The sequence below is a fragment of the Metamycoplasma faucium genome (assembly GCF_045160055.1).
GTDB lineage: Bacteria > Bacillota_I > Bacilli_A > Mycoplasmatales > Metamycoplasmataceae > Metamycoplasma > Metamycoplasma faucium.
On record NZ_CP088155.1, the window covers coordinates 617,219 to 638,416 of the forward strand.

General features: G+C 22.3%; 12 protein-coding genes. 4 read left to right on the forward strand and 8 right to left on the reverse strand.

Going from position 1 to position 21,198, the window contains the following annotated elements:
- The first annotated feature begins 97 nt into the window (after positions 1 to 97).
- Together LQ356_RS02965 and LQ356_RS02970 are read left to right on the forward strand one after the other, a co-directional pair.
- On the forward strand, positions 98 to 907 hold the full coding sequence (locus LQ356_RS02965; RefSeq protein WP_405311404.1) for a dimethylarginine dimethylaminohydrolase family protein: 810 nt from the start codon (positions 98 to 100) through the stop codon (positions 905 to 907).
- A gap of 134 nt (positions 908 to 1,041) precedes the next feature.
- Positions 1,042 to 2,061 (forward strand): IS30 family transposase, encoded by a 1,020-nt coding sequence (locus LQ356_RS02970; RefSeq protein ID WP_405311318.1) that lies wholly within the window; start codon positions 1,042 to 1,044, stop codon positions 2,059 to 2,061.
- A 166-nt stretch (positions 2,062 to 2,227) separates the two neighbouring features.
- Here LQ356_RS02970 and LQ356_RS02975 read toward each other — a convergent pair whose 3' ends face one another.
- The 6 genes from LQ356_RS02975 to LQ356_RS03000 all read right to left on the reverse strand — a co-directional run bounded on the left by LQ356_RS02975 (position 2,228) and on the right by LQ356_RS03000 (position 9,647).
- A complete protein-coding gene (locus LQ356_RS02975; RefSeq protein ID WP_405311406.1) occupies positions 2,228 to 2,860 on the reverse strand; it encodes a hypothetical protein in 633 nt (210 codons plus the stop codon).
- A gap of 169 nt (positions 2,861 to 3,029) precedes the next feature.
- Positions 3,030 to 3,737 carry a signal peptidase II gene (locus LQ356_RS02980; protein WP_405311408.1) on the reverse strand — a complete coding sequence of 236 codons (708 nt, stop codon included), beginning with the start codon at positions 3,735 to 3,737 and terminating at the stop codon, positions 3,030 to 3,032.
- Positions 3,721 to 6,396, reverse strand: a complete 2,676-nt coding sequence (gene ileS / locus LQ356_RS02985) for an isoleucine--tRNA ligase (RefSeq protein WP_405311409.1) — start codon at positions 6,394 to 6,396, stop codon at positions 3,721 to 3,723. Before ileS ends, LQ356_RS02980 begins: the two co-directional genes overlap by 17 nt.
- Positions 6,396 to 8,021 (reverse strand): CTP synthase, encoded by a 1,626-nt coding sequence (locus LQ356_RS02990; protein WP_405311411.1) that lies wholly within the window; start codon positions 8,019 to 8,021, stop codon positions 6,396 to 6,398. Before LQ356_RS02990 ends, ileS begins: the two co-directional genes overlap by 1 nt.
- 62 nt (positions 8,022 to 8,083) lie before the next feature.
- Positions 8,084 to 8,896, reverse strand: coding sequence for a hypothetical protein (locus LQ356_RS02995; protein ID WP_405311412.1), 813 nt, complete (start codon positions 8,894 to 8,896; stop codon positions 8,084 to 8,086).
- A gap of 58 nt (positions 8,897 to 8,954) precedes the next feature.
- Entirely contained in the window at positions 8,955 to 9,647 is a 693-nt protein-coding gene (locus LQ356_RS03000; protein WP_405311414.1) for a potassium channel family protein, read from the reverse strand.
- 168 nt (positions 9,648 to 9,815) lie between these two features.
- Here LQ356_RS03000 and LQ356_RS03005 point away from each other — a divergent pair, with 168 nt between their 5' ends.
- The gene (locus LQ356_RS03005) at positions 9,816 to 11,381 is read left to right on the forward strand and encodes a TrkH family potassium uptake protein (protein WP_405311415.1); all 1,566 of its coding nucleotides are present in this window, start codon (positions 9,816 to 9,818) and stop codon (positions 11,379 to 11,381) included.
- Positions 11,382 to 11,390: 9 nt separating this feature from the next.
- Positions 11,391 to 19,334 carry a hypothetical protein gene (locus LQ356_RS03010; protein WP_405311416.1) on the forward strand — a complete coding sequence of 2,648 codons (7,944 nt, stop codon included), beginning with the start codon at positions 11,391 to 11,393 and terminating at the stop codon, positions 19,332 to 19,334.
- Positions 19,335 to 19,419: 85 nt separating this feature from the next.
- Here the strand turns inward: LQ356_RS03010 and LQ356_RS03015 are convergent, their stop codons facing one another.
- Complete coding sequence (locus LQ356_RS03015) at positions 19,420 to 20,139, reverse strand: ribonuclease HIII (RefSeq protein WP_405311418.1); 720 nt, start codon at positions 20,137 to 20,139, stop codon at positions 19,420 to 19,422.
- A gap of 17 nt (positions 20,140 to 20,156) precedes the next feature.
- Positions 20,157 to 21,113, reverse strand: a complete 957-nt coding sequence (locus LQ356_RS03020) for a Cof-type HAD-IIB family hydrolase (protein ID WP_405311420.1) — start codon at positions 21,111 to 21,113, stop codon at positions 20,157 to 20,159.
- Positions 21,114 to 21,198 lie beyond the last annotated feature (85 nt).

Genomic DNA, 21,198 nt, shown 5'->3' on the forward strand with positions numbered 1-21,198 from the left:
TTAGCAATTATTTGCAAAATGACTATTTATTTTAATTTTGTTAGCATATAATAGGGATGAGTTATATTTATATTTATATAAATATCACTCAAAAAATATGAAAGCGAGAAATATGGAATCTTTAAAAGATAAATTTAAAAATGTTATTGTTAAGACCCCAGCTAGTTCAATGGTTGATGGTATTACATCAGCTCCCGAACTTGGAAAACCTATTTATGAATTAGCATTAGAACAACATGCTAAATATGTAGAAGCATTAAAAAGTTGTGGAGTAAATGTTACTATATGTCCTAAAAATGAAAAATTCCCAGATTCATGTTTTGTTGAAGATACCGCCGTTATTGTAACAGGTGAAATTGCTATCTTAACAAATCCAGGCGCAAAAACAAGAAATGGTGAAAAAGTCGAAATGCTTCCATACCTTGAAAAATTCTTTGATGAAAAACATTTGTTTAAAATAGAAGCACCAGGTACATTAGATGGTGGAGATGTTATGATGGTTGGTGATACATATTTTGTTGGAATGTCAGAAAGAACAAATCGTGAAGGAATTAGACAATTTTTCAATATTTTAGCTAAAGTAAACAAAAAATGTATTCCAGTACCTATGACTGAAATGCTTCATTTAAAAACAGGTGTAAATTATTTAGAACATAATAATTTATTAATTTCAGGTGAATTCTTAAACTATCCAATTTTCAAAAACTTTAATCAAATTGTTGTTGATAAATCTGAAGCTTATGCAGCAAATTGCATTTGAGTTAATGAAACTGTAATTGTTCCTTATGGATATCCAAATGTATTGAAAAAAATTCAAGATTTAGGAATCTATAGAGTAATTACTTGTGACACTTCAGAATACAAAAAATTAGATGGTGGTTTAAGCTGTTTATCATTAAGATTCTAATTTAATCAATTAAAAGCGCTATTAAGTAGTGCTTGCTACATTGTAATATCAAGTGCAACACTATGAGATAATTTATAGAGTTGCATTTTTATATAAAAAAAGAGCAACCATTTTGCTTCAGAAGGCGGTTACTCATGATTAATAATTATAATCATTTAAATTATACCAATAGAATTCTAATAAAAGAATATTTAAGTAAAAATTACTCAATTAGGAAAATATCTAAAGAAATTAAAAAAAGTCCTTCAACAATATCACGAGAAATCAAAAGGAATTTTGATTGCTTTAATTTAGAATACAATCCTGAAATAGCTGATAAAAAAGCTATGACTAGGCATAAACACAAGTTTTATTTTTGAGATCGTCATATATATGAAAAATATGAAGATTTTACCAATCAATTTGTAGCATTATATGATGGTAAAAAATGAATGGTTGAAAATACTTATTTTTATATTAAAAATAATTTTAATTACCCTATCCCTTCGCTTAAAACAATTTTTAATTGGATAAATTCAGGAAAATGGGCTATACAACGGAAAGAATTATTGCGAAGATATTATAAAAAGGGCGGAAAAAGAGCAAATACAAATATAATTGATAGACTAGTTGGCGCTAAATATGTAAAGCCAATTTGAACTCGTCCACAAGAAATTAATGATAGATCTGAGTTTGGTCATTGAGAATTAGATCTTATTTGTGGCAGAAATGTTCGTGGGGCATATCATATCATTACATTTGTTGAACGAAAAACTAGATTTTGCTATACAGCAATGATAAAGGGAAAACATCCAGATAATTTAAATAGAATTCTTTCTAAACTTATAGGTTCCAACAATATTCCTGTTAGATCAATTACAACTGATAATGGATTTGAATTTAGAAAATTAGGGTTATTAGCTTATAAATTTGATATATGCATATATTTTACAGACAAATATGCATCTTGGCAAAAGGGAAGCAATGAAAATTGAAACGGTTTATTTAGAAGATATTTTCCTAAAGGAACTAATTTTGATGAAATTGATCCTGAATACATTAAAGAAGTGACATTAGAAATTAATTATAAACGTAGAAAAATATTGAACTGAAATTCTTCATTAGAATATTACAAGGAAAATTTAATTGAAACTTACAATAAGATTTTTGAATAATTATTAATATTTAATTTAAAAACACTATGTGTTTATTTTTAACATATTTTTTTACTTTTTTTAATACATGAATTTTTGAAAAAAGATAAAATAAAATATGAAGCACATAGTGTTGCACTTCATATTACTTTCTAGCTTAAAAGCGCTATTAAGTAGTGCTTTTAATTTATTCTTTTTTTAGAATTAAAGAATTGCCTTTCATTTCTTTAGGTTTTAAAATATCTAAATAATCTAAAATAGTTGGAATAATATCTTCACTTTTTCCGTCTTTCAAACTTATTATTTTATCAGTAGAAATAAAAGTAATTAAATTATCTAAATTATTAAAATTTGAATTTTTATTTTTATGATTAATAATGATAAATCAAGTTATTTCATCTTGATGAGCAATAACATAATTTAAAATTATTTCTAATTGTTCGTCTAAAAGTTCAATAATTTTGATTGATTCTTTTGAATTGTTATTATTAGTAAAAATTGGATAATTAATAATTCCAAAATCAATTCGATCAACATTTAACATTAATTCTTTAGTTATTTGTCTAATAGATGTTTTAGGATTAGGTGAGAAATTATTATTAACTAACATTATATTTTTATTTGGACATAAATTTTTGATATGTTTAATTAACTCATTAGTTAATTTAACATTATTATTCATTTTTAATAAACTATTAGGACACATGTTAAATAAATAATCAAAAATTGGATGAAATGCTTTTTTAAAAGTATTTTTCTCTTCTGATTTTATTTGATAAAATTCATCAAAAATTGTTAAAATAATTTTTTTCTTTTGCATATTGTTTATTTTAAATTTAAATAGATTATAACATCTTATCTAATTCAAAAAAACTTATTCGTTATTCTATAAAGGTTAAAAAAGTTAATTATGAATATTAATAAATAAAAAAACCATAACATAATTATGATTCTAATTTTTGTTTGGGTTTTTAATCTAGTATATATTATTATTTAGATATTGGTTTTTCTTCATTAATCTCACTATTATTATATGTATTAGGTTTAATTTGATCATTTGTTTCAACATTTTTTTTGGTTTCGGCACTTTCATTATTCTCATTTTCATCTAATTCATTTTCAAAATCTTCTGAAATGGATTTCTTTCTTTTTTCTTTGTATATTTCAATTAATGAAAAAGTAACTGCTGAAACAACAAAACCAATTGAACCAAAAATAATGCATACATCGGCAAAATTAAATGTTCCTAAATCGGCAAATGGTAGAAAAAACACATCCCTAACACCTTTAAAAATAAATCTATCAACCATATTGCCCATTGAGCCTGCAGCAATAGTTGCAAGTCCTGCAATTCATCAACGATAATATTTTTTCTTAGCTAAAGCAGAAAATAATATTGTTGAAATAATAATTAAAAAAGTTATTATGTGAAGCCCATGTAAAGTTAAACCAATTTCAAGAGTAGTGCCTCTATGCAATAATGAACGAATACCAAGTATTTTATAATTAGCAATTATTTCATTAGGTTTATCACCTATATATAATCCTCACTTAGTTAATAAATCAATTAATAATAAAGAAGAAAAAACAGCAAAATAAATTAATAAATTAATTAAAATGTCTTGTCATTTATATTCTTTTCAAAATTCTTTAGTAAATATTTTTAGTCTTTTTCTTGAATTATTTCAATTTGTCATTAATAACCTCTTTGCAACGTTTACATATTTCAAGTTCTTGATCGAATTCATCAGGTTCAAAATGATTTCAACATCTTAAACATTTATATGAATTTGGAAGTTTAATAACTTTTGTTTCATTTGCAAACTCAACTTTTGCAACCATTAATAATTTAACTAAGTCTAATGATTTAATAAAATTAGAATTGGTTTTTATATATACTAATGCTTCATTTTGACGTTTTATTTCTTGTAATTTAATTTTTTCTTCAATAAGACGATATATTTCATCTTTTAAAATAAAAAATTCTTTTCATTTTAATTCTTCTTGATTTGATTTTTGATTTTTTTCTAAAAATGAAAGCATATGGACAGAGCTAAGTTTATTTTTACAAGTAAAATGTTCGTATATTTCTTCGGATGTAGTTGGTAAAATTGGGGCTAATGCTTTTAGCAACACTAATATTAATTTATAAAATATATATTGAATTTGTTTACGTTCAAAATCATTTGCTTTATTTAAATAAAGAATATCTTTTGTGATTGAAATATAATAACCACTAAAATCAATAATAAAATTATTAATTTCTTTAATAATGTTTAAAAATTTATATTCTTCATAAAAATCTAATAGATTTGATTCTAAATTATTAATTCTTTCATTCATTAATGAATGAATCGATGTAAGTTTTATTTCTTGGTGTTCATAATCGTTTAATGCACCGAGCATAAATTTAATTGTGTTACGAATTTTACGATATATTTCAATGTTTTGTAAAATGATTTTATCATCAATTGAAACATCGCTTGTATATTCTGAATTAGCAACTCATAATCTTAATATATCAGAACCATATTTATTAACTATATCAAGTGGAGCTATAACATTACCTTTTGACTTAGACATTTTATTGCCTTTACCATCTAAAACAAAACCATGTGATAATAATGATTTAAATGGTGATTTATTTCTTCAAGCAACAGAATTAATTAATGAACTATTAAATCATCCACGATATTGATCGCTTCCCTCTAGATATAAATCAAAAGGAGCTTCAATATTACCCGGTTTTACACTTAAAGACGTTGATCCTGAATCAAATCAAACATCCATTATGTCAAGTTCTTTAACATATCCTTTATTTTTATATTTATTTGGCAAAAGTTCATCTGCAGTTTTTTCATATCATATATTAGTTCCAAATTTTTCAACTAAGGAAATAACATGGTCAAAAATTTCATCATTGAAAATAGGTTTTTTATCTTTATCATAAAAAACAATAATTGGAACACCTCATTTTCTTTGTCTAGAAATGCATCATGTATCACGATTATCAAGCATTAATGCTAAACGCTTTTTGCTTCAATCATTATATGTTTTAACATTTAAAAGAGCATTTTTTAATTTATCTTTAATTGGTTTTAATGACACAAATCATTGTGGTGTTGCTCGATACATAATTGGAAGATGTGTTCTTCAATCATGCGGGTATTGATGTTTTAGACGTTTAAATGAAATTAATTGATTAATACTTTGAAGATATTGTCCAATTTTAGGATTAGCATCATCATAAAACAAACCTTTATATTCCAATCCTTTATCGTTAATAGTTCCATCATCATTAATATGCATTATTTTATTAAGGTTATATTTATTTCCAATAATAAAGTCATCTTCACCAAATAATGGTGCAATATGAACCATACCCGTTCCATTATCATCGGTAACATGATGGCCCTCAACAATTGGGCATATATTTTTATTAATTGGACTAAAATAAGTAAGATTTAATAAATCTTTTCCATTTATTTCATTAATAATTTCATAATTTTCTAATTTAGCATCTTCTACTAATTTTGAAATTAATGAAGAACAACAAACATATTTTTTGTTTTCATATTTGATTATTGTATATTTAAACTTTGGTGAAATAGCAACTGCTGCATTGGCAATTAATGTTCATGGAGTAGTTGTTCAAATTAAAACATAATCTTTGTCTGATAAATACTTATTTGATGATGCAAGTTTAAAAGCAACTATTATTGCTGGTGAAACATGTTCACTATATTCAACCTCTGCTTCTGCTAATGCTGATTGTGATGAAGGAGATCAATAAACGGGTTTTAAATCACGATATATGAGTCCTTCTTTAACCATTTTTTGAAACAATTTTAGTTGATATGTTTCCATATTTTTATCAAGTGTAATATATTTTTCTTTAAAATTGCATAATAAAGATAATTGTTTAAATTGTTCTGTTTGACGTTTAACTTGACTTAAAGCATATTTTTCTGCTTCTTTACGAAGTTCAATAATTGAAAAATCTTTTGCAAGTTTTTTAGCCTCTAAAAGCATTTTATGTTCAATCGGAAGTCCATGCGTGTCCCAGCCTGGAACATATGGCGAAAAATATCCTTGCATAGTTCTGAATCTAACAATAATGTCTTTTAAAATTTTATTTAAAGCATGACCGACGTGAATATCACCATTAGCATAGGGAGGACCATCATGCAAAATAAATGGTTTATTATTTGAATTTCTTTTCAAAAGTTTTTCATATAAATTTTGTTTTTCTCATTTTTCTTGATATTGTTTTTGTTTTTCAACTAAATTTGCCTTCATTGAAAAATCAGTTTGAGGCATTAATAGTGTATTTTTATAATCTTTATTTTCTTCCATTATTTTTCCTTATTGTTTATCTTTATTATTTGTTTTGTTGATTTTAAAAATGTTCTAAATAAATTACCTGGTGCTAATACTTTTACATTATATTCAGGGTGAAATTGAACTCCTAGGTAAAACGGATGATCTTTAATTTCAAATGATTCAACAATTTTTCCATTTTCACTTAGTGAACTAAAAATAATATTATTATTTTCGTATTGTTTAACTAAATGATAAGGAATGCAAAATTTATGTTTATGTCTTTCAAATATTTCTTTTGCATCATATATTTTATTAATCAAAGTATTATTATTTAATTTTATTTTTCTTTGTCCAATTCGAACATTAAAATCAATTTCATTATATTTTTGTACTTTTTCTGTAATAAATAGAGGATTTTTAATTTTAGTTTGTTTAATAAATTCAATACTTTCAATATTTGGATTATTTTCTTTTAAACAATCAATGACCATTGCTTGAAATCCTCAGCAAATTCCAAGTGTTGGAATATTATTTTTTCTTCCATAGTTTGCGATCAATGCTTCATTATCTCAACCTGTATATTCTTTACCAGGTAAAACTACTATTCCATTTATATTATTAGATTTTAAAATTTCAATGATTTCTTTGGGAGTAAGCTTTAATAAATCAATTCAAATAAAATTAACATTAACTTTTTCATATCCCGCAGCAATCATTAATGCTTCTTTAATTGATTTATATGAATCTTCAAATGAGGCATATTTGCCACACATTGCAATATTGATGTTTTGTTTATCTTCATTTTCAATATTTTTAACAAAATTATGTCAACTATTTAAATTAGCATTATGATTTTTTAAATTAAAATGATTTGTAATTATTTTGACAATATTTTTTTCTTCTAAATATAAAGGAATTTTATAAACTATATCAATATCAGGAACATTAAATATATTTTCTATATTCAAAAATGATATTTTTGATATTTTATTAATTATTTCCTGAGTAACAAAATTATGTGATCTTAAAATGACTATATTTGGATTAATACCTAAACTTCTTAATTTTTCAATTGAATGTTGAGTTGGTTTACTTTTATATTCTTTGCTAACTTCTAAAAAGGGAACAAATGATATGTGAACAAAAAACATATTATTAGGATATAAATAATTAAGTTGAGCAATACTATAAAAAAATGGATTAGATTCTAAGTCACCAACTGAACCTCCAATTTCAATAATCGCAAAATCAGGATTATATTTTTTTTCAATATTTAATATTACTTCTTGCACTTCATTAGTAAAATGAGGAATAATTTGTAAAGTTTTTCCTTTATAAATGCCTTCAGATTCTTTTTTTCAAAGATTTTGATATAACTTACCAGATGTAAAAGACGAATCTTTTGTTAAATTTGTGCCAATAAATCTTTCATAATAACCTAAATCTAAATCAGTTTCTGTTCCGTCATCAGTAACAAATACTTCGCCATGTTCAATTGGTGAAATCATTCCAGGATTAACATTTAAATAAGGGTCAAGTTTCATAGAAAAAACTGAATATCCTCGACTTTTTAATAAATAACCTATTGAAGCTGCGCAAACCCCTTTACCAAGTCCGCTTACAACTCCACCTGTCACAAATATAAATTTTGTTTTCATATTTTTATTATCCTTTTACAAACTTAATTAATATTTTATATTAATTTATCAAATGAATTTTCTTAAATTTTAATAATATTTAAACTAATTAAAATGCTTATTATCATACCGGCTAAATTAATTAAAGTAATCATCACAGATCAAGTTTTAATAACTCTAGTAAATTTTTTATTTTTATCATTATTATTTTGATCATAAATATTTTTTGCTCTATTTAATAATGAATTAGCTTGATTTTCTAAATCAATATATTCAAGAATTTCTCGATAATAATAATGATATTTTGACAATGGATAAATTATTTTTCGATTTATTTTATCTCAATAAAAATTAACAATTTTTTGGTATAAATTGTCAATTTGATACTTTTTATTTTTTATTTTAGAAAGTTTATTATTAAATTCAATTAATTTTGCTTGACATGAAAATAGATAAATTAATTGAATTAAATATCTTTCAAAATTATAATTATCATTATCTACTGAATAATCCTTTGATATTTCTATGTAATTTCTACTAAATTTAGTTATTATTCTTTCTTCATTTATATTATTTATGTTTATTTCATTAGTTTTTGTTTTATTTTCATTTTCATTCTTGCTAGGGATTTTTAATGATATTTCCGAGTCTTTATTTTCCGCGTTTGAATATATATTTATTTTATATAAATTTGCATCTTTTTTAGTAATAATTCATTGAATTTCTAGATATTGTTGTTTAAAAATAGTAATCTGAAATATTTTTTTATTTTTTTTATAATCTTTAATATCGATTTCTTTATCTAAAAAATCATCAAAAAAAGTTTCTCTTATAACTTTTTCCTTTAATAATGAATTTTTATCAATTTCATCATATTTATTATTTTTATTATTCATTCATTTTGCCCCTATTATTTATAAATAAATAATAATAAAAGGGATTTTATCCCTTAAATTATTTTTGTTCTTCATTTGCACAATATGAAAATGCTTCAGTTACATTTTCTGTAGTTCCAACTATTGTTATTAAATCGCCGTTATCCAAAACAAAAGAACCACTTGGCAAGAATGATTCAGTTCCCCGCTTAACTATAACAATTGATACATTATATTTTTCTCTAAGACCAAGATTTTTAATTTGTTTTCCAATTAATTCAGGATTTTTTATATAAACAGAACCAGTTACATATCCATCTTGAAGTTCAACTAACATTTGTGAATACAAAATAAAGCTTGGATTTGCAACTAATAATGCGGTTTTTTGACCCGCTTCTTCTTCGGGACTAATAATAATATTTACACCGATTTGTTTTAAAACATTAGCATGCCTTTTTGAATTAGCACGCGCAATTATCTTTTTAATTCCAATTTCATTTAAAGCGGCCGCTATTTCAATGTTATCACTTGTTGCAATAATAACAACATCAAAATCAGCAATATTAATAGCCTCTAATGCTTTTTTTTCTGCGGCATCTAATATATAAATAGAATTAACCTCATCTTTAAATGGTAATAAATGTTTTTCATCTTTATCAACTAATGCTATTCTAATATTATTAGTTTTATCTTCAAGTAATTGCTCAGCAATTTTATGTCCAAATCTTCCAAGTCCAATAATACATATATCACGTGTTTTTTTTGCTTTCATAAGTCCTCTATAGCAAAAATTTTACTCTAAAAAATAAAAATTTATTAATTATTATTTTAGTCAAAAAAACTACAAAAAAAATATAACTTTTACTCTATATATACATATAAATATGTATATAACTTATAAAAACATAGTTTTTTGTAAAAACTCTATATAATATAGCACATGCAAAAAGAACAAAAAAGAATCAGAAGAGAAAATTGGTTCTTAAGAATCTTTAAAAAAATTAGCATTATTAAATATATATTTTTAATATATATATTAATAACAATTCTAATTTCATTATTTTTATTTTGACCAATAACACATAGCCAATATTTAAAAGAGCATATGTCAATGGGCAAAATCAAATTTAATTATTCAGACGCTTTTTTTATAGCGGCGTCTGCTTTTAGTGATACAGGTTTATCAACAATTCCAATCGGGCTTTGCTTTAACCAATTTGGTCAAGCATTAATTGCAATATCAATGTTGTTAGGTGGGTTTGGAATTTTTACTCTTAAAATTTATGTATTGCAAACTATTTTTGGAACAAAATTAAGTGTATTTGATAGTCAAATAACTCAAGTTGAAAGAGGATCACATAATATTGGTCAAACAAAAAAAATAATTAAAATATCAATTACTACATTATTAATAACATTACTAATCACTTCTTTCATTTTTACAATTATTTTTTATACTTCACCATATGGAAAATTTGATAATCAAGAAGCTTTAAAACCATATAATCCATTTATATTTAATCCTTATGAAGAAATGTCGCAAAACCCTAAAGGTGATTTTCAAAAATCATTAAGATATGGAATCTTTCATGCTATTAGTTCACTTAACAATGCCGGTTTTGATATTATTGGTCAAAAATCATTAGCACCATATAATGAAGAATATGCTTTACAAATATTTACACTATTATCAATTTTTATTGGTGGTATTGGATATCCTGTTATTTATGATATTTATCGTAAAATAAAAAGTTTTAGTAAACATGAAACAACTTATCGAATTACACTTTTTACTAAACTTACTTTAGTTACCTATTTAATTGTTACTGCTATTGGTTTATTGTTTACTTTTACTTTTGAATTAAGTTCTAAAAATGAACATTCTTTTTGAAAACAACAAAGTTATGGTAATAATTGAGCAAAAACATTTGCAATTTATTTCCAAACAAAATCAACTCGTTCAGCCGGTTTTGCTACTATTGATTATTATCATTTTACTAAACAATCTTTAGTGATACATTCTATTTTAATGTTTATTGGTTTTTCACCGGCTTCAACTGCTGGAGGAATAAGAAATATAACAGTTTCAATTTTATTTTTAAGTGCAATTTCAATGATATTAGGTAGAAAATCTGTTTTTGCATTCAAACGTCAAATAGGAAAACAAACATTAATTAAAGCTATAAACATATTTACAATTGGAATTATTATTGTTATTTTAGGAACTTTGTTAGGAGCATCTGCTGCAAATTTAAACGAAGGATTTGATGATTCGCAAAAACAATTTAATATGCTTCATATTTTATTTGAAATATGTTCAGCATTCGGAAGCTCTGGACTTTCAACCGGAATAACACCAAATATGAATGCATGAGGCAAACTAATTTTAATAATTTGTATGATCATTGGTCAACTTGGAATACAACAAACAATACTTATATGAGGAAACAATCGAAAAAAAACTGAATATTATCAATATATATATGAAGATGTTGCAATTGGATAAGGAATTAATATGAAAAATGAAAAAAAATCAAAATTAAGAAAATTAATACCGCTTGTTAGTTCAACTATATTTTTAACTGGCGCTACTGCTTTTTTATCAGGCTCATGTAAAAACAAAGAGGACAAAAACAAAATAACTAAACCTAATTATCAGCCTGCAATAAAAGGGCAAATTAAATATTTATCTATTGGTGATCAATATTCAACACAATATAATGAAAATATTGGGGGTTATTTTGATGAAAAAACAAAAAATATATATGGTTTATCATATTCTTCTTACTTAGCAAATTATATTAATCTTCTTTCGGACCAAAACACTTATTTAAAATCATATTCAAACCTTGGTTTATCAAACTCAACTTTAGATGAATGATTACATCTTTTAGATCCAAAAAAATATCCAATCACTAATAAAATTAATCAAAACTTTGAATATAATAAAAAACTAAATCAAAACACGCAAATTAATGGTAAATCAAAAAATGAAACATTTTTTAATAATTTTAAAACAAATGTAAATGGGAAATATTCATTTTTAGATGAAGCATTAAGATCTGCAAATTTATTGACAATGTCATTAGGAATGAATGATTTTTTAGATACAAATGAATTTCTAGATATTATATGAAAACTAACTTATTCTAATTTATCAATTGAAGAAGCTAAAAAGTATTTTGATAAAATATTTAATAATATATTAGCCAAACGAGATAGTATTATTGAAAAATTCAATCAATTAATTAAACTAATTAGAGAAAAAAACCCAAATGTAAATATTAATTTAGTTGGATATATTTCACCATTCTTGAAATTTGCAAAACTAATTGAAAATAAATACACCTTAAATTATTTACAAATTATTACCGATATCATTAATGAAACAATTAAAAAAGTTGCTTCTACACATAAAATTAATTATCTAAATTTTGAAAACCAAAAATATATTATGGATAATGCTTCCAAATTAACAGATGGCTTTTTAAATAGTTCAATAAATTTAATGGCTCATAAAAAATTAGCACAAGATTTAATTATGAAAATGGCTTTGTCTACTAAAGATTATGAAACATTAATATCTAAAAAACCTAACAATAGTGCTACAAGTGATTATGAATTTTATAAATCATTGGATTTTGAAATGAAATCAGGGCTAATTAAAAATACTATTTTAGGTCTATCAGGAAATAATATTGATAGTTTTAAAAAAGAATATGAATTTGAGCAATATTTTTACAATAAACAAATTATTGATAACAATCAAAAAAATAAATACAATGTTGATTTTTTAAAAAACTATGAATATTTGTTTAACAATGGAATCAATTATTCAAATGATGAAATAATTTCCTTTATTAAAAATGCATTACAATATTTTGGTATTGATTTTAATAAGTTTAAAAACATTATTGATTTTGTTGAAAAATCATTAAATGATAAAAATCAAAAGTCAAACATAATTAATTTAATTAATTTAGTATTTAACAATAGAACTATTAATAAATTAATTAACCAAATTAATTATAATGTTGATGAAATATTTAAATCTAATCATCTTGAAAATATTAATACAGAAGAAATATTTAACTTAATAGTTAAAATGTTATCTTCATCTGATACACTTTATAATATTTTAAAAGAATTTTTCCTATCAGATTTCTTTAAAGAAAATATACATGAGCAATGAACCCTAACTTTCTTAAATTTATTTTCAAAAGACATTTTAAAAAGTAAATTAATTGAAAAATTATTTAACAAAGATATTGCTAAAATTATTAGCAATGCAATCAAGGATCAAGATTTCTTTGACTCATTTGTTGATTATCTAAACAATATTTTTAAAGAAATAATTATTGATAGAAATATATTATTAAATAGCAAATATCTATATGAATTTAGTGAAAAAATTATCTTAAGATTAAAAGATAAATTTGACATTTTAATTAATAAATTTGCCAAAATTATTAAAAATGATGAAAAAACATTAAAACAAATTACTACAAATATTTTTGCTTCCCTTTCAAAAATTTATCACATAAATAAAAATGATAAAGAAATAATTGAATATACAATTTTCAACTTCATAAAAAATTTAGATAATTTTGACAAGAAAACTGAATTAATTTTATCGATCATAAATTCATATTTAAAATTAGAAAATAATAATCAAAATCCAACTTTTGATGATTTTATGCAAGATTTAATTAATAATATTATTAATCCTAATTCAAATACAATCAATATAAATCATTCACTTTTATTTAATATATTAAGTTATGTTCCAACAAATGAAACTAATAAAGATAAATATATGGATGGTCTCAAAAAATTAGCTCAATATCATATTAAATTAAAGGCAAAAGCAACTAATTTTTCCGATAAAGAATTCATCAAAAATTTAACTTCATTAATCAAAGATATCTTAAAAAATAATGATGGTTTACTTAATGAAAACGGTAAAAACGTAATAATAAGTAGCATTAAATATATAACAAATAACATACTAGACACAAAAGGTTTATTCTATGAAATAATTAAAAATATTTCAGAATACACAATTCTTCGTCCTATTATAAATATAATTAAAAACAATAACTTACAAGATACTATTTTAAAAGCAAATCCTAAATACAAAGATGCTGAAAGTTTTGTTAATGATACATTTTTACAAATTTATAAAGTCTTAGGATCTAATAAATTTAAAACTTCTTTAAATAATTTATTTAGTCATATTATTAATAATGGTAATTTATATAGTTTTGATAACTATGAAGAATTTATTTTGAATGTTTTAAAAAATGCACACAATAATGACCTTAAAAATTTAACTTCTAGTATCTTAAGTGAAATTTCAGAGCACGCAAACATTTTACCTAATGTTTATTCAATTTTCTTTATTTGATTTGAAAATGAAACAGGAATAAAACTTTCCAAAGAAGAAAGAACTGATTTGATGCAATATGCAACAAATTTCATCAAAAACATACCAAATTCTAATTTTTACGAAAATTTCTTTAATATGGTAACCCATATTGCAACAAGTTTAAATCCTAACGAAATAACTCTAAAAGAATTGCTTAAATTATTTAGTGAAAAAATTAAAAGTCATTTTAGTCCTTCTCAAAATAAAAAAATAATTCAAGATATTTTTGAATTAATTATTTTAAAATCTAAAGATAAAACCGTCTTGTCTTCTTTTAAAGAAGTTTTAAAAACATATAAACTCTTATTTGGTAATGAAAAATTTATTGATTATCTTTTTGAAAAAATAAAAATTAAACAATTAATTTTAAATTATCTAAATAATATAAATATTAATTCACTTCAAATACCATCTGAATTAAAATCAGAACTTAAAAATTTACTTTCTGACTTTTCTACATTTTTGAACTCAAAATGAGAAACACTATTTACACAAAATTTAAAAGAATTATTAATTAAAACATTTTCAAATGAAAATATTAATGATTCAAGTACCATTGAACAATTTATTTCTAAAGCATTATTGAATATAAAGCCTATATTACTTAATGTTTTAAGAGATATATTTAAAGAATTTGTTTTCAATCCTTTAGAAAATAGATCAAATTTAATATCAAGATTTATAGTTGAACTATCAAGTTCAAGCACCTTTTTATCATCACTTTCTGAAACTCAAAAGGAACTTTTAGCTAAAACATTCCAAAAATTATTAACTCATATTAATGATAAGAAAATATATGAATCTATTATTAGTGATTTAATTGATAATTTAGCAAATAATATTAACGAACATAGTTTTAATTATGGAAAATATAAATTAAATATTTTAAGCGTTATTTTAAAACATTTTGGTTTAGAAAAAATAACTGATTTTGTCAAAACAAATCTTAACTCAAATGAAATAAGAAATACGTTTGAAGTATTATTAAAAAATATTGAATATATACTAGATAAAATCCCATCTACAAACACTGAATTTGATTTCCCAAAAATATTTAATTTAATTAAAGTTATTTTTGAAAAAATGGACATTGAAGACAAACATTTAATTATAAATTCTTATTCTAATAAATTAAAATCAATATTAAATCATGACAAAATATCTAGCTTAATTAAAAATGAAATTATTCAAAAACTAAATAGTTTAAATAAAAATTTAATTACTGAATTTTTAAATTTATCAAAGGAAAATTCAATAAATTCACTAATAGGCCAAATTTTTACCAATTTTTGAACAAAAATAATTAATGAACAAACAATTGAATCAATTAAAGAAATTATTAATCATATTATTGATAATTATGGTTTATATGCTTCGAATAATTTTGAAGAATTGTTTATTAAATTATTAAGAAACAATAAATTAAATGGATTGAATAATTTATTAGAAAATGTATTAAAAAATGTAATAGAAAATCAAGAATTTAATCACACAGTTGTAAATTTAATAATTGCATTAATTAAACATTACAGTAAAATAGAACTAAACCAAAATGAAATTGATAAATTATATTTATATATTAATTTACTTATTAAAAATTTAAGCAATTCTGAATTATTTAAGAAATATTTTGATTTAATAATGTCAAATTTAGAAACAAATACTAATGACATTCAAACATTAAACAAACTTTCAAAATTTATTTCAACAAAATCATTAGACTTTTTAAAAAATAGAGAAATTCAAGAAATTTTTGATTTTATCCAAATTAAAGATAAAAACAATCAATATTTATACAATTTATCCGCATGTTTAGATATATTTAAAATTTTATTGACTAAAGATCAATTTGTTGATTGAATATTGAATAGTCTTAAAATTAATCAATTAATTTCAAACCAATTGGAAAATATTAAAATAAACAAATTAAGATTTAACGAAATTAGTCAAAAAGAACTAAAAAGACTTTTTGCAGAATTATCTAAATTTATTAATGATAATTATGAAGAAGAACTAAAACCTTTAATAAAAGAATTAATTAATTCTGCTTTTGCTAGTGAAGTAATACAAGATGTGAAAAACTATAAAGAATGAATTACTAAATTTTTAAATTACAGTAAAAATTCATTGATTAATAAATTAAATAATTTATTTAAAAAATCACTTACAAATTCACAATATAAAATTTCTGAAATATTAAGTTCATTTTTAACAGAATTAATGGAATATGATTTATCAGGTTTGACATGAACTTCAGAACAAAAAGATAAATTAAAATTATCAATTGAAAAATTAATTAAACATCTACCTAAATTTAATATTTTTGGTAATTTAATCGAATCATTATTAGCAAATCTTCAACTAAACATTAATAATTTTGGTTTTGAATTTAAAAAATATAAACTTAATGAATTAATTAATTTAATTGACGTAATTAATAATTTAAATTATGATGAAATTAATAAATTTATTGAATCAATGCATAATGATGAAATCCGAAATTTATTACTAATTCTTTTAGAAAACATAACTAAATTTTCTAAGTTAATTAACAATTCTCCTTCACAATCTTTAATTACATTGAAAGGTAATTTAAATATTGATATAAATAAAATTTTTAAAGTAATAAAATCTTTACTATCTAAATTAAATGAAGATGATAAAAATATTATTAAGCAAAAATTACCAAACTTATTCAATTGATTAAAATCTGATTTAAATATAGAAAATAAGATTAGAAATTGATTAAATAATTTAAAAAAATTAGTGGACAAAGATGATATTACAAGCAATCAATATATTGATTATTTAATACCTAAAATAATAGATATATTAAAAAACGATCATTCATTTGAACAATTCTTTAATAAATTAATTGAATCATTCATTTGTATATCTAATGAAAATTTGAATAAATTAAATAGTTTTAATGATTTATTTAAATATTTAATAAAAACAATTAATATCGAATTGAAGAATTTAATTAAAAATGTTATTAATAAAGCAATTAGTGAAGATGAATTTATTGATAAAACATTAGATTTTATCTTTAATAAAATTGTTAAAGATTACAAAATTGATACTACTTCATCTCAAATTAATAATATAAAATCCTTATTAAAAAGAATAATTGCAAAAATTAATAATTTAAATTTCATTAATGATTTGACTAATGATATTATTGATTTATTACCAGAAATAAACATATTTAATAAAAGTGGTCAATTTAATAGTTCTAACTTAAATAAACAATTTAATGATATATTTAAAAATATTGATTATTCTAAATATTTAACATCTAACAATTTATCAGAATTAATTGAAGTTATTTTAAATAAAAACTTACCAAGCATTGCTATTGAAAATGAATTATATTCACTTTATGAATTTTTAAGTAAAAATATAAATAAATTTAATTCTAAAAAACCAAACAACAATTCTTCAACTCATGAAAATAATATTCAAACTTTACGTAACATTGAAAAATTATTATTTAATTTATTAGTTGCTGCTAATGGCTCAATTAAACCTGATAATCAAAACGGTAAAGAAGGACTTGTAAACTTTATTTTTAAATTAACAAAAAATGAAATTGAAAAACTAGATTTTTCTAGTCTAAATATACCTAATATATCTAATAAGAAACTAAAATCAATATTACTAAAAATGATTCAATATCCTGAAATTAAATCATTAATTCAATCATTTGTTAATGATTATTTAGGTGGAAGCAAAATAAATGCTAATAATTTAGGTCAAATGATGAGTAAAATAATTGATTTAATTAAAGATAATTTAATGACTAATATAACAAATATAATTAAGAAATTTGCTAATGATGATGAAATACTTTATGAAATTATTGAACAACTAACTCAATATCTATCACTTGAAAATGTTAATGAAAATGATAAAATGTTTCTTAAAAATCTAATTAATGAAATAATACCTGAATTATTGAACATTGATATTTATAAACGTAAAATTCTTAATCGTTTAGTTAAACAATTATCAAAACATGCAAATAATTTTGATATTTTAAATCCTAAATTATGATTAAAACATGCTATTGATGAATTTAAATCAGCATTAAGTTTCCGTGATGCTTTAGTTATGGCTAATTTAATTGGTGAAAATAAAGTTATTAATGGTGAAAAATTAGTTAAATTAATTAACCTAATTTTAGGTAAAAGTAAGAATCCTGATTCATTACTTTATAAAGCTTTAAGAAATATAAATAATGATAAAGACGAATCAAAACGTTCTAATATGAAAACATTAAATGATATGATCAAAAATTCAATATTTAGCAATCCTAAACCTATTGGCGATCAATCAGACCCAGATAATATTTTAGCCCCATTTGATCCTTTATCTACTATTGATACTATATTTAAGTTATTAGCAAAAGAAATTGATAATGAAGCTTCTAAAATTCCAAACTATTATAATAGTTATAAAATTAGGTCTCAAGGTGAAGCTTATAAAGCTTCATATCGATGAATTGTTACCCTTCAGCTTGCATTGTTTGAAATGTTTGGCAGGGAAACATTAGTTTCAGAACGTGACAATGTTAAATGATATCAGCTTACTAAAGTTTCATTATATTCTGGTATCCGTTCTATTTTATGAGAAATTCAAGAAGGTACGAATCTTAAATCAATTCCAGGTGTAGCAAATAAATTTAGTGGAATGCAAAGATATTACACAAATGAAAAAATCCGTCGTGAATTTACTAATTATGTTCAAAAGAAAAACAAAAATAAATATCATTATTACAATGAAGATAACTATACACCTGACTCAATCACATATTTAATCGTTACTTCAGGTTATAATAAATCTGAAAATCATTTATTAAAAACATTTAAATATAAAGTTACGGAAAATGGAGAAACTCATTCAATTTCTAAAAAAGATTATATTTTAATGACTATTAAAGAAGGTGGATTTGCTAAATTTATGAAATTAAACAACGTAAATTCATCTTGTGAATGAAGCCATTTAAATGAAAATACTGAATGAGAATAATAAATTTTAAAAAGTCCTTTAATGAAAAAGGGCTTTTTTCTTGTAAAGATTTCATAATTTTAGCAAATGAAAAATGAATAAAATATTATTCTTTGCTATTATTTTGAAATTTATCTAAAATTTCTTGGCTAGTTTTAAATGAAAATTTGCATAAACTCTTAAATTCCGGAATACCAATTTTACTTAAAAGTTCAACTCCTGAATCAATTATTTTTTTATTAGTTCCAAGCGGGAATATAAAATTATATTTTTTATTTTGTTTTTCCATTTCATCTAACAAAAGATATCTTGCTATTATTGAAGCACAAGCTACAGGCAAAGCAATATCTTCAGCTTTAGTTTTTAATTCTAAGTTATTAATTGGTTTATTAAAATTAATTCAATTTGTAGATAACAGTTTATTAAAATGTTTTTCTAAAATTGATTCATTTAAAACATATTGATCAATTATTACACTATAAAGGAAATTGTTTTTTTTATTTAATTCATTAGATAAACGATTAATAGAATTTGCGTGAATTAATGTTTTAATTTCGTTATTATTTATTTTTGATTCAATTAATTTATTATAACCAGATTGAGTCAAAATAGTTTTTTTATAAAAAACTAAATTAAATAGTTTTTTAGCTATTGCAATTATTTTTTTATCATTAAGTTTTTTACTATCTTTAACTCCTAAATTAATAATTTCATCAATATTATTTTTAGGAATAAAACATGCAACAGAAACAACAGGAGTAAAATAATCACCTACTCCTGTCTCATCAACACCTATATAAGAATTAAATTGTTCGTCAAAATTCATTATTATTAATTTTATATTTATTTTGTATCTTCAGAAAAGAAATTATCAGCTTTTACAATTTGTAGATTTTCTTTATCTTGTTCTTTTTTCTTTAATCCCATTTTTATATATTTATCAGGATTATTTAAAAATGAATCAATAAAGTAACCAACAGCACCTTCTTTATTTGTTTGTTTCATTACAACTGTTGATAATTGTTTAATGTAAGGTTCAGCATTTGCAGGAGCAACCCCCACATTACCAACTTCATACATCGAACTATCATTATATGAATCACCAATAACAACCGTATTATCTACATCAATATTATAATATCTCATAATTAAAGAAATTACTTTACCTTTGCTTACACCTATTGATGTTATATCAAATATAGGTGACAAACCTTTTCCTTTTGATCATGAAGAAAATTCACCTAAATCACCATATTTTCTTTTTAGATATGATAATAAATTAACAACATCAGTATCCATTTTTGCATCAAAAACAATACCTGTTGGTTTTAAAGGTAATTTTCCTAAATCAATACCAACCTTAAATTTAGTAGCTTGATTAAATCCAAAAACTTTTTCTAAGTTTTCGTCACGATGTTGCAATTGAACTCAATCAGGGCCTTCTATTGCATAATTTGTAATTTCTTTTTTAACTTTTTCGTCACCTAATATATATAAAACTTCATTTAAGTCTAAATATGAAATTGTAGGAATGAAAAACGGATCAGAAGGATTGTGAATATGAGCACCATTATAATTTCCAACTAATGCATTTAAACCTAATTTTTCATAAACTGGTTTAGTACTTCTCCAAGGACGCCCTGTGATTATTGAAACGATATGTCCTTCTTTTACTGCTCTTTTAATTGCTTGTTCAGTTTTTGGATGTATTGTTCCCTCGGCAGAATCTGCTAATAAAGTTCCGTCTAAATCTAAAGCAAATAAAAATTTACGAGAATTTTTATCATTATTATTTATCATTTTTTCTCCATTAATATTCAAAATTATTGAATATATTGTTATTTTAAATACTTATATATTTTACCATATTTAGAAAAATGGTGAA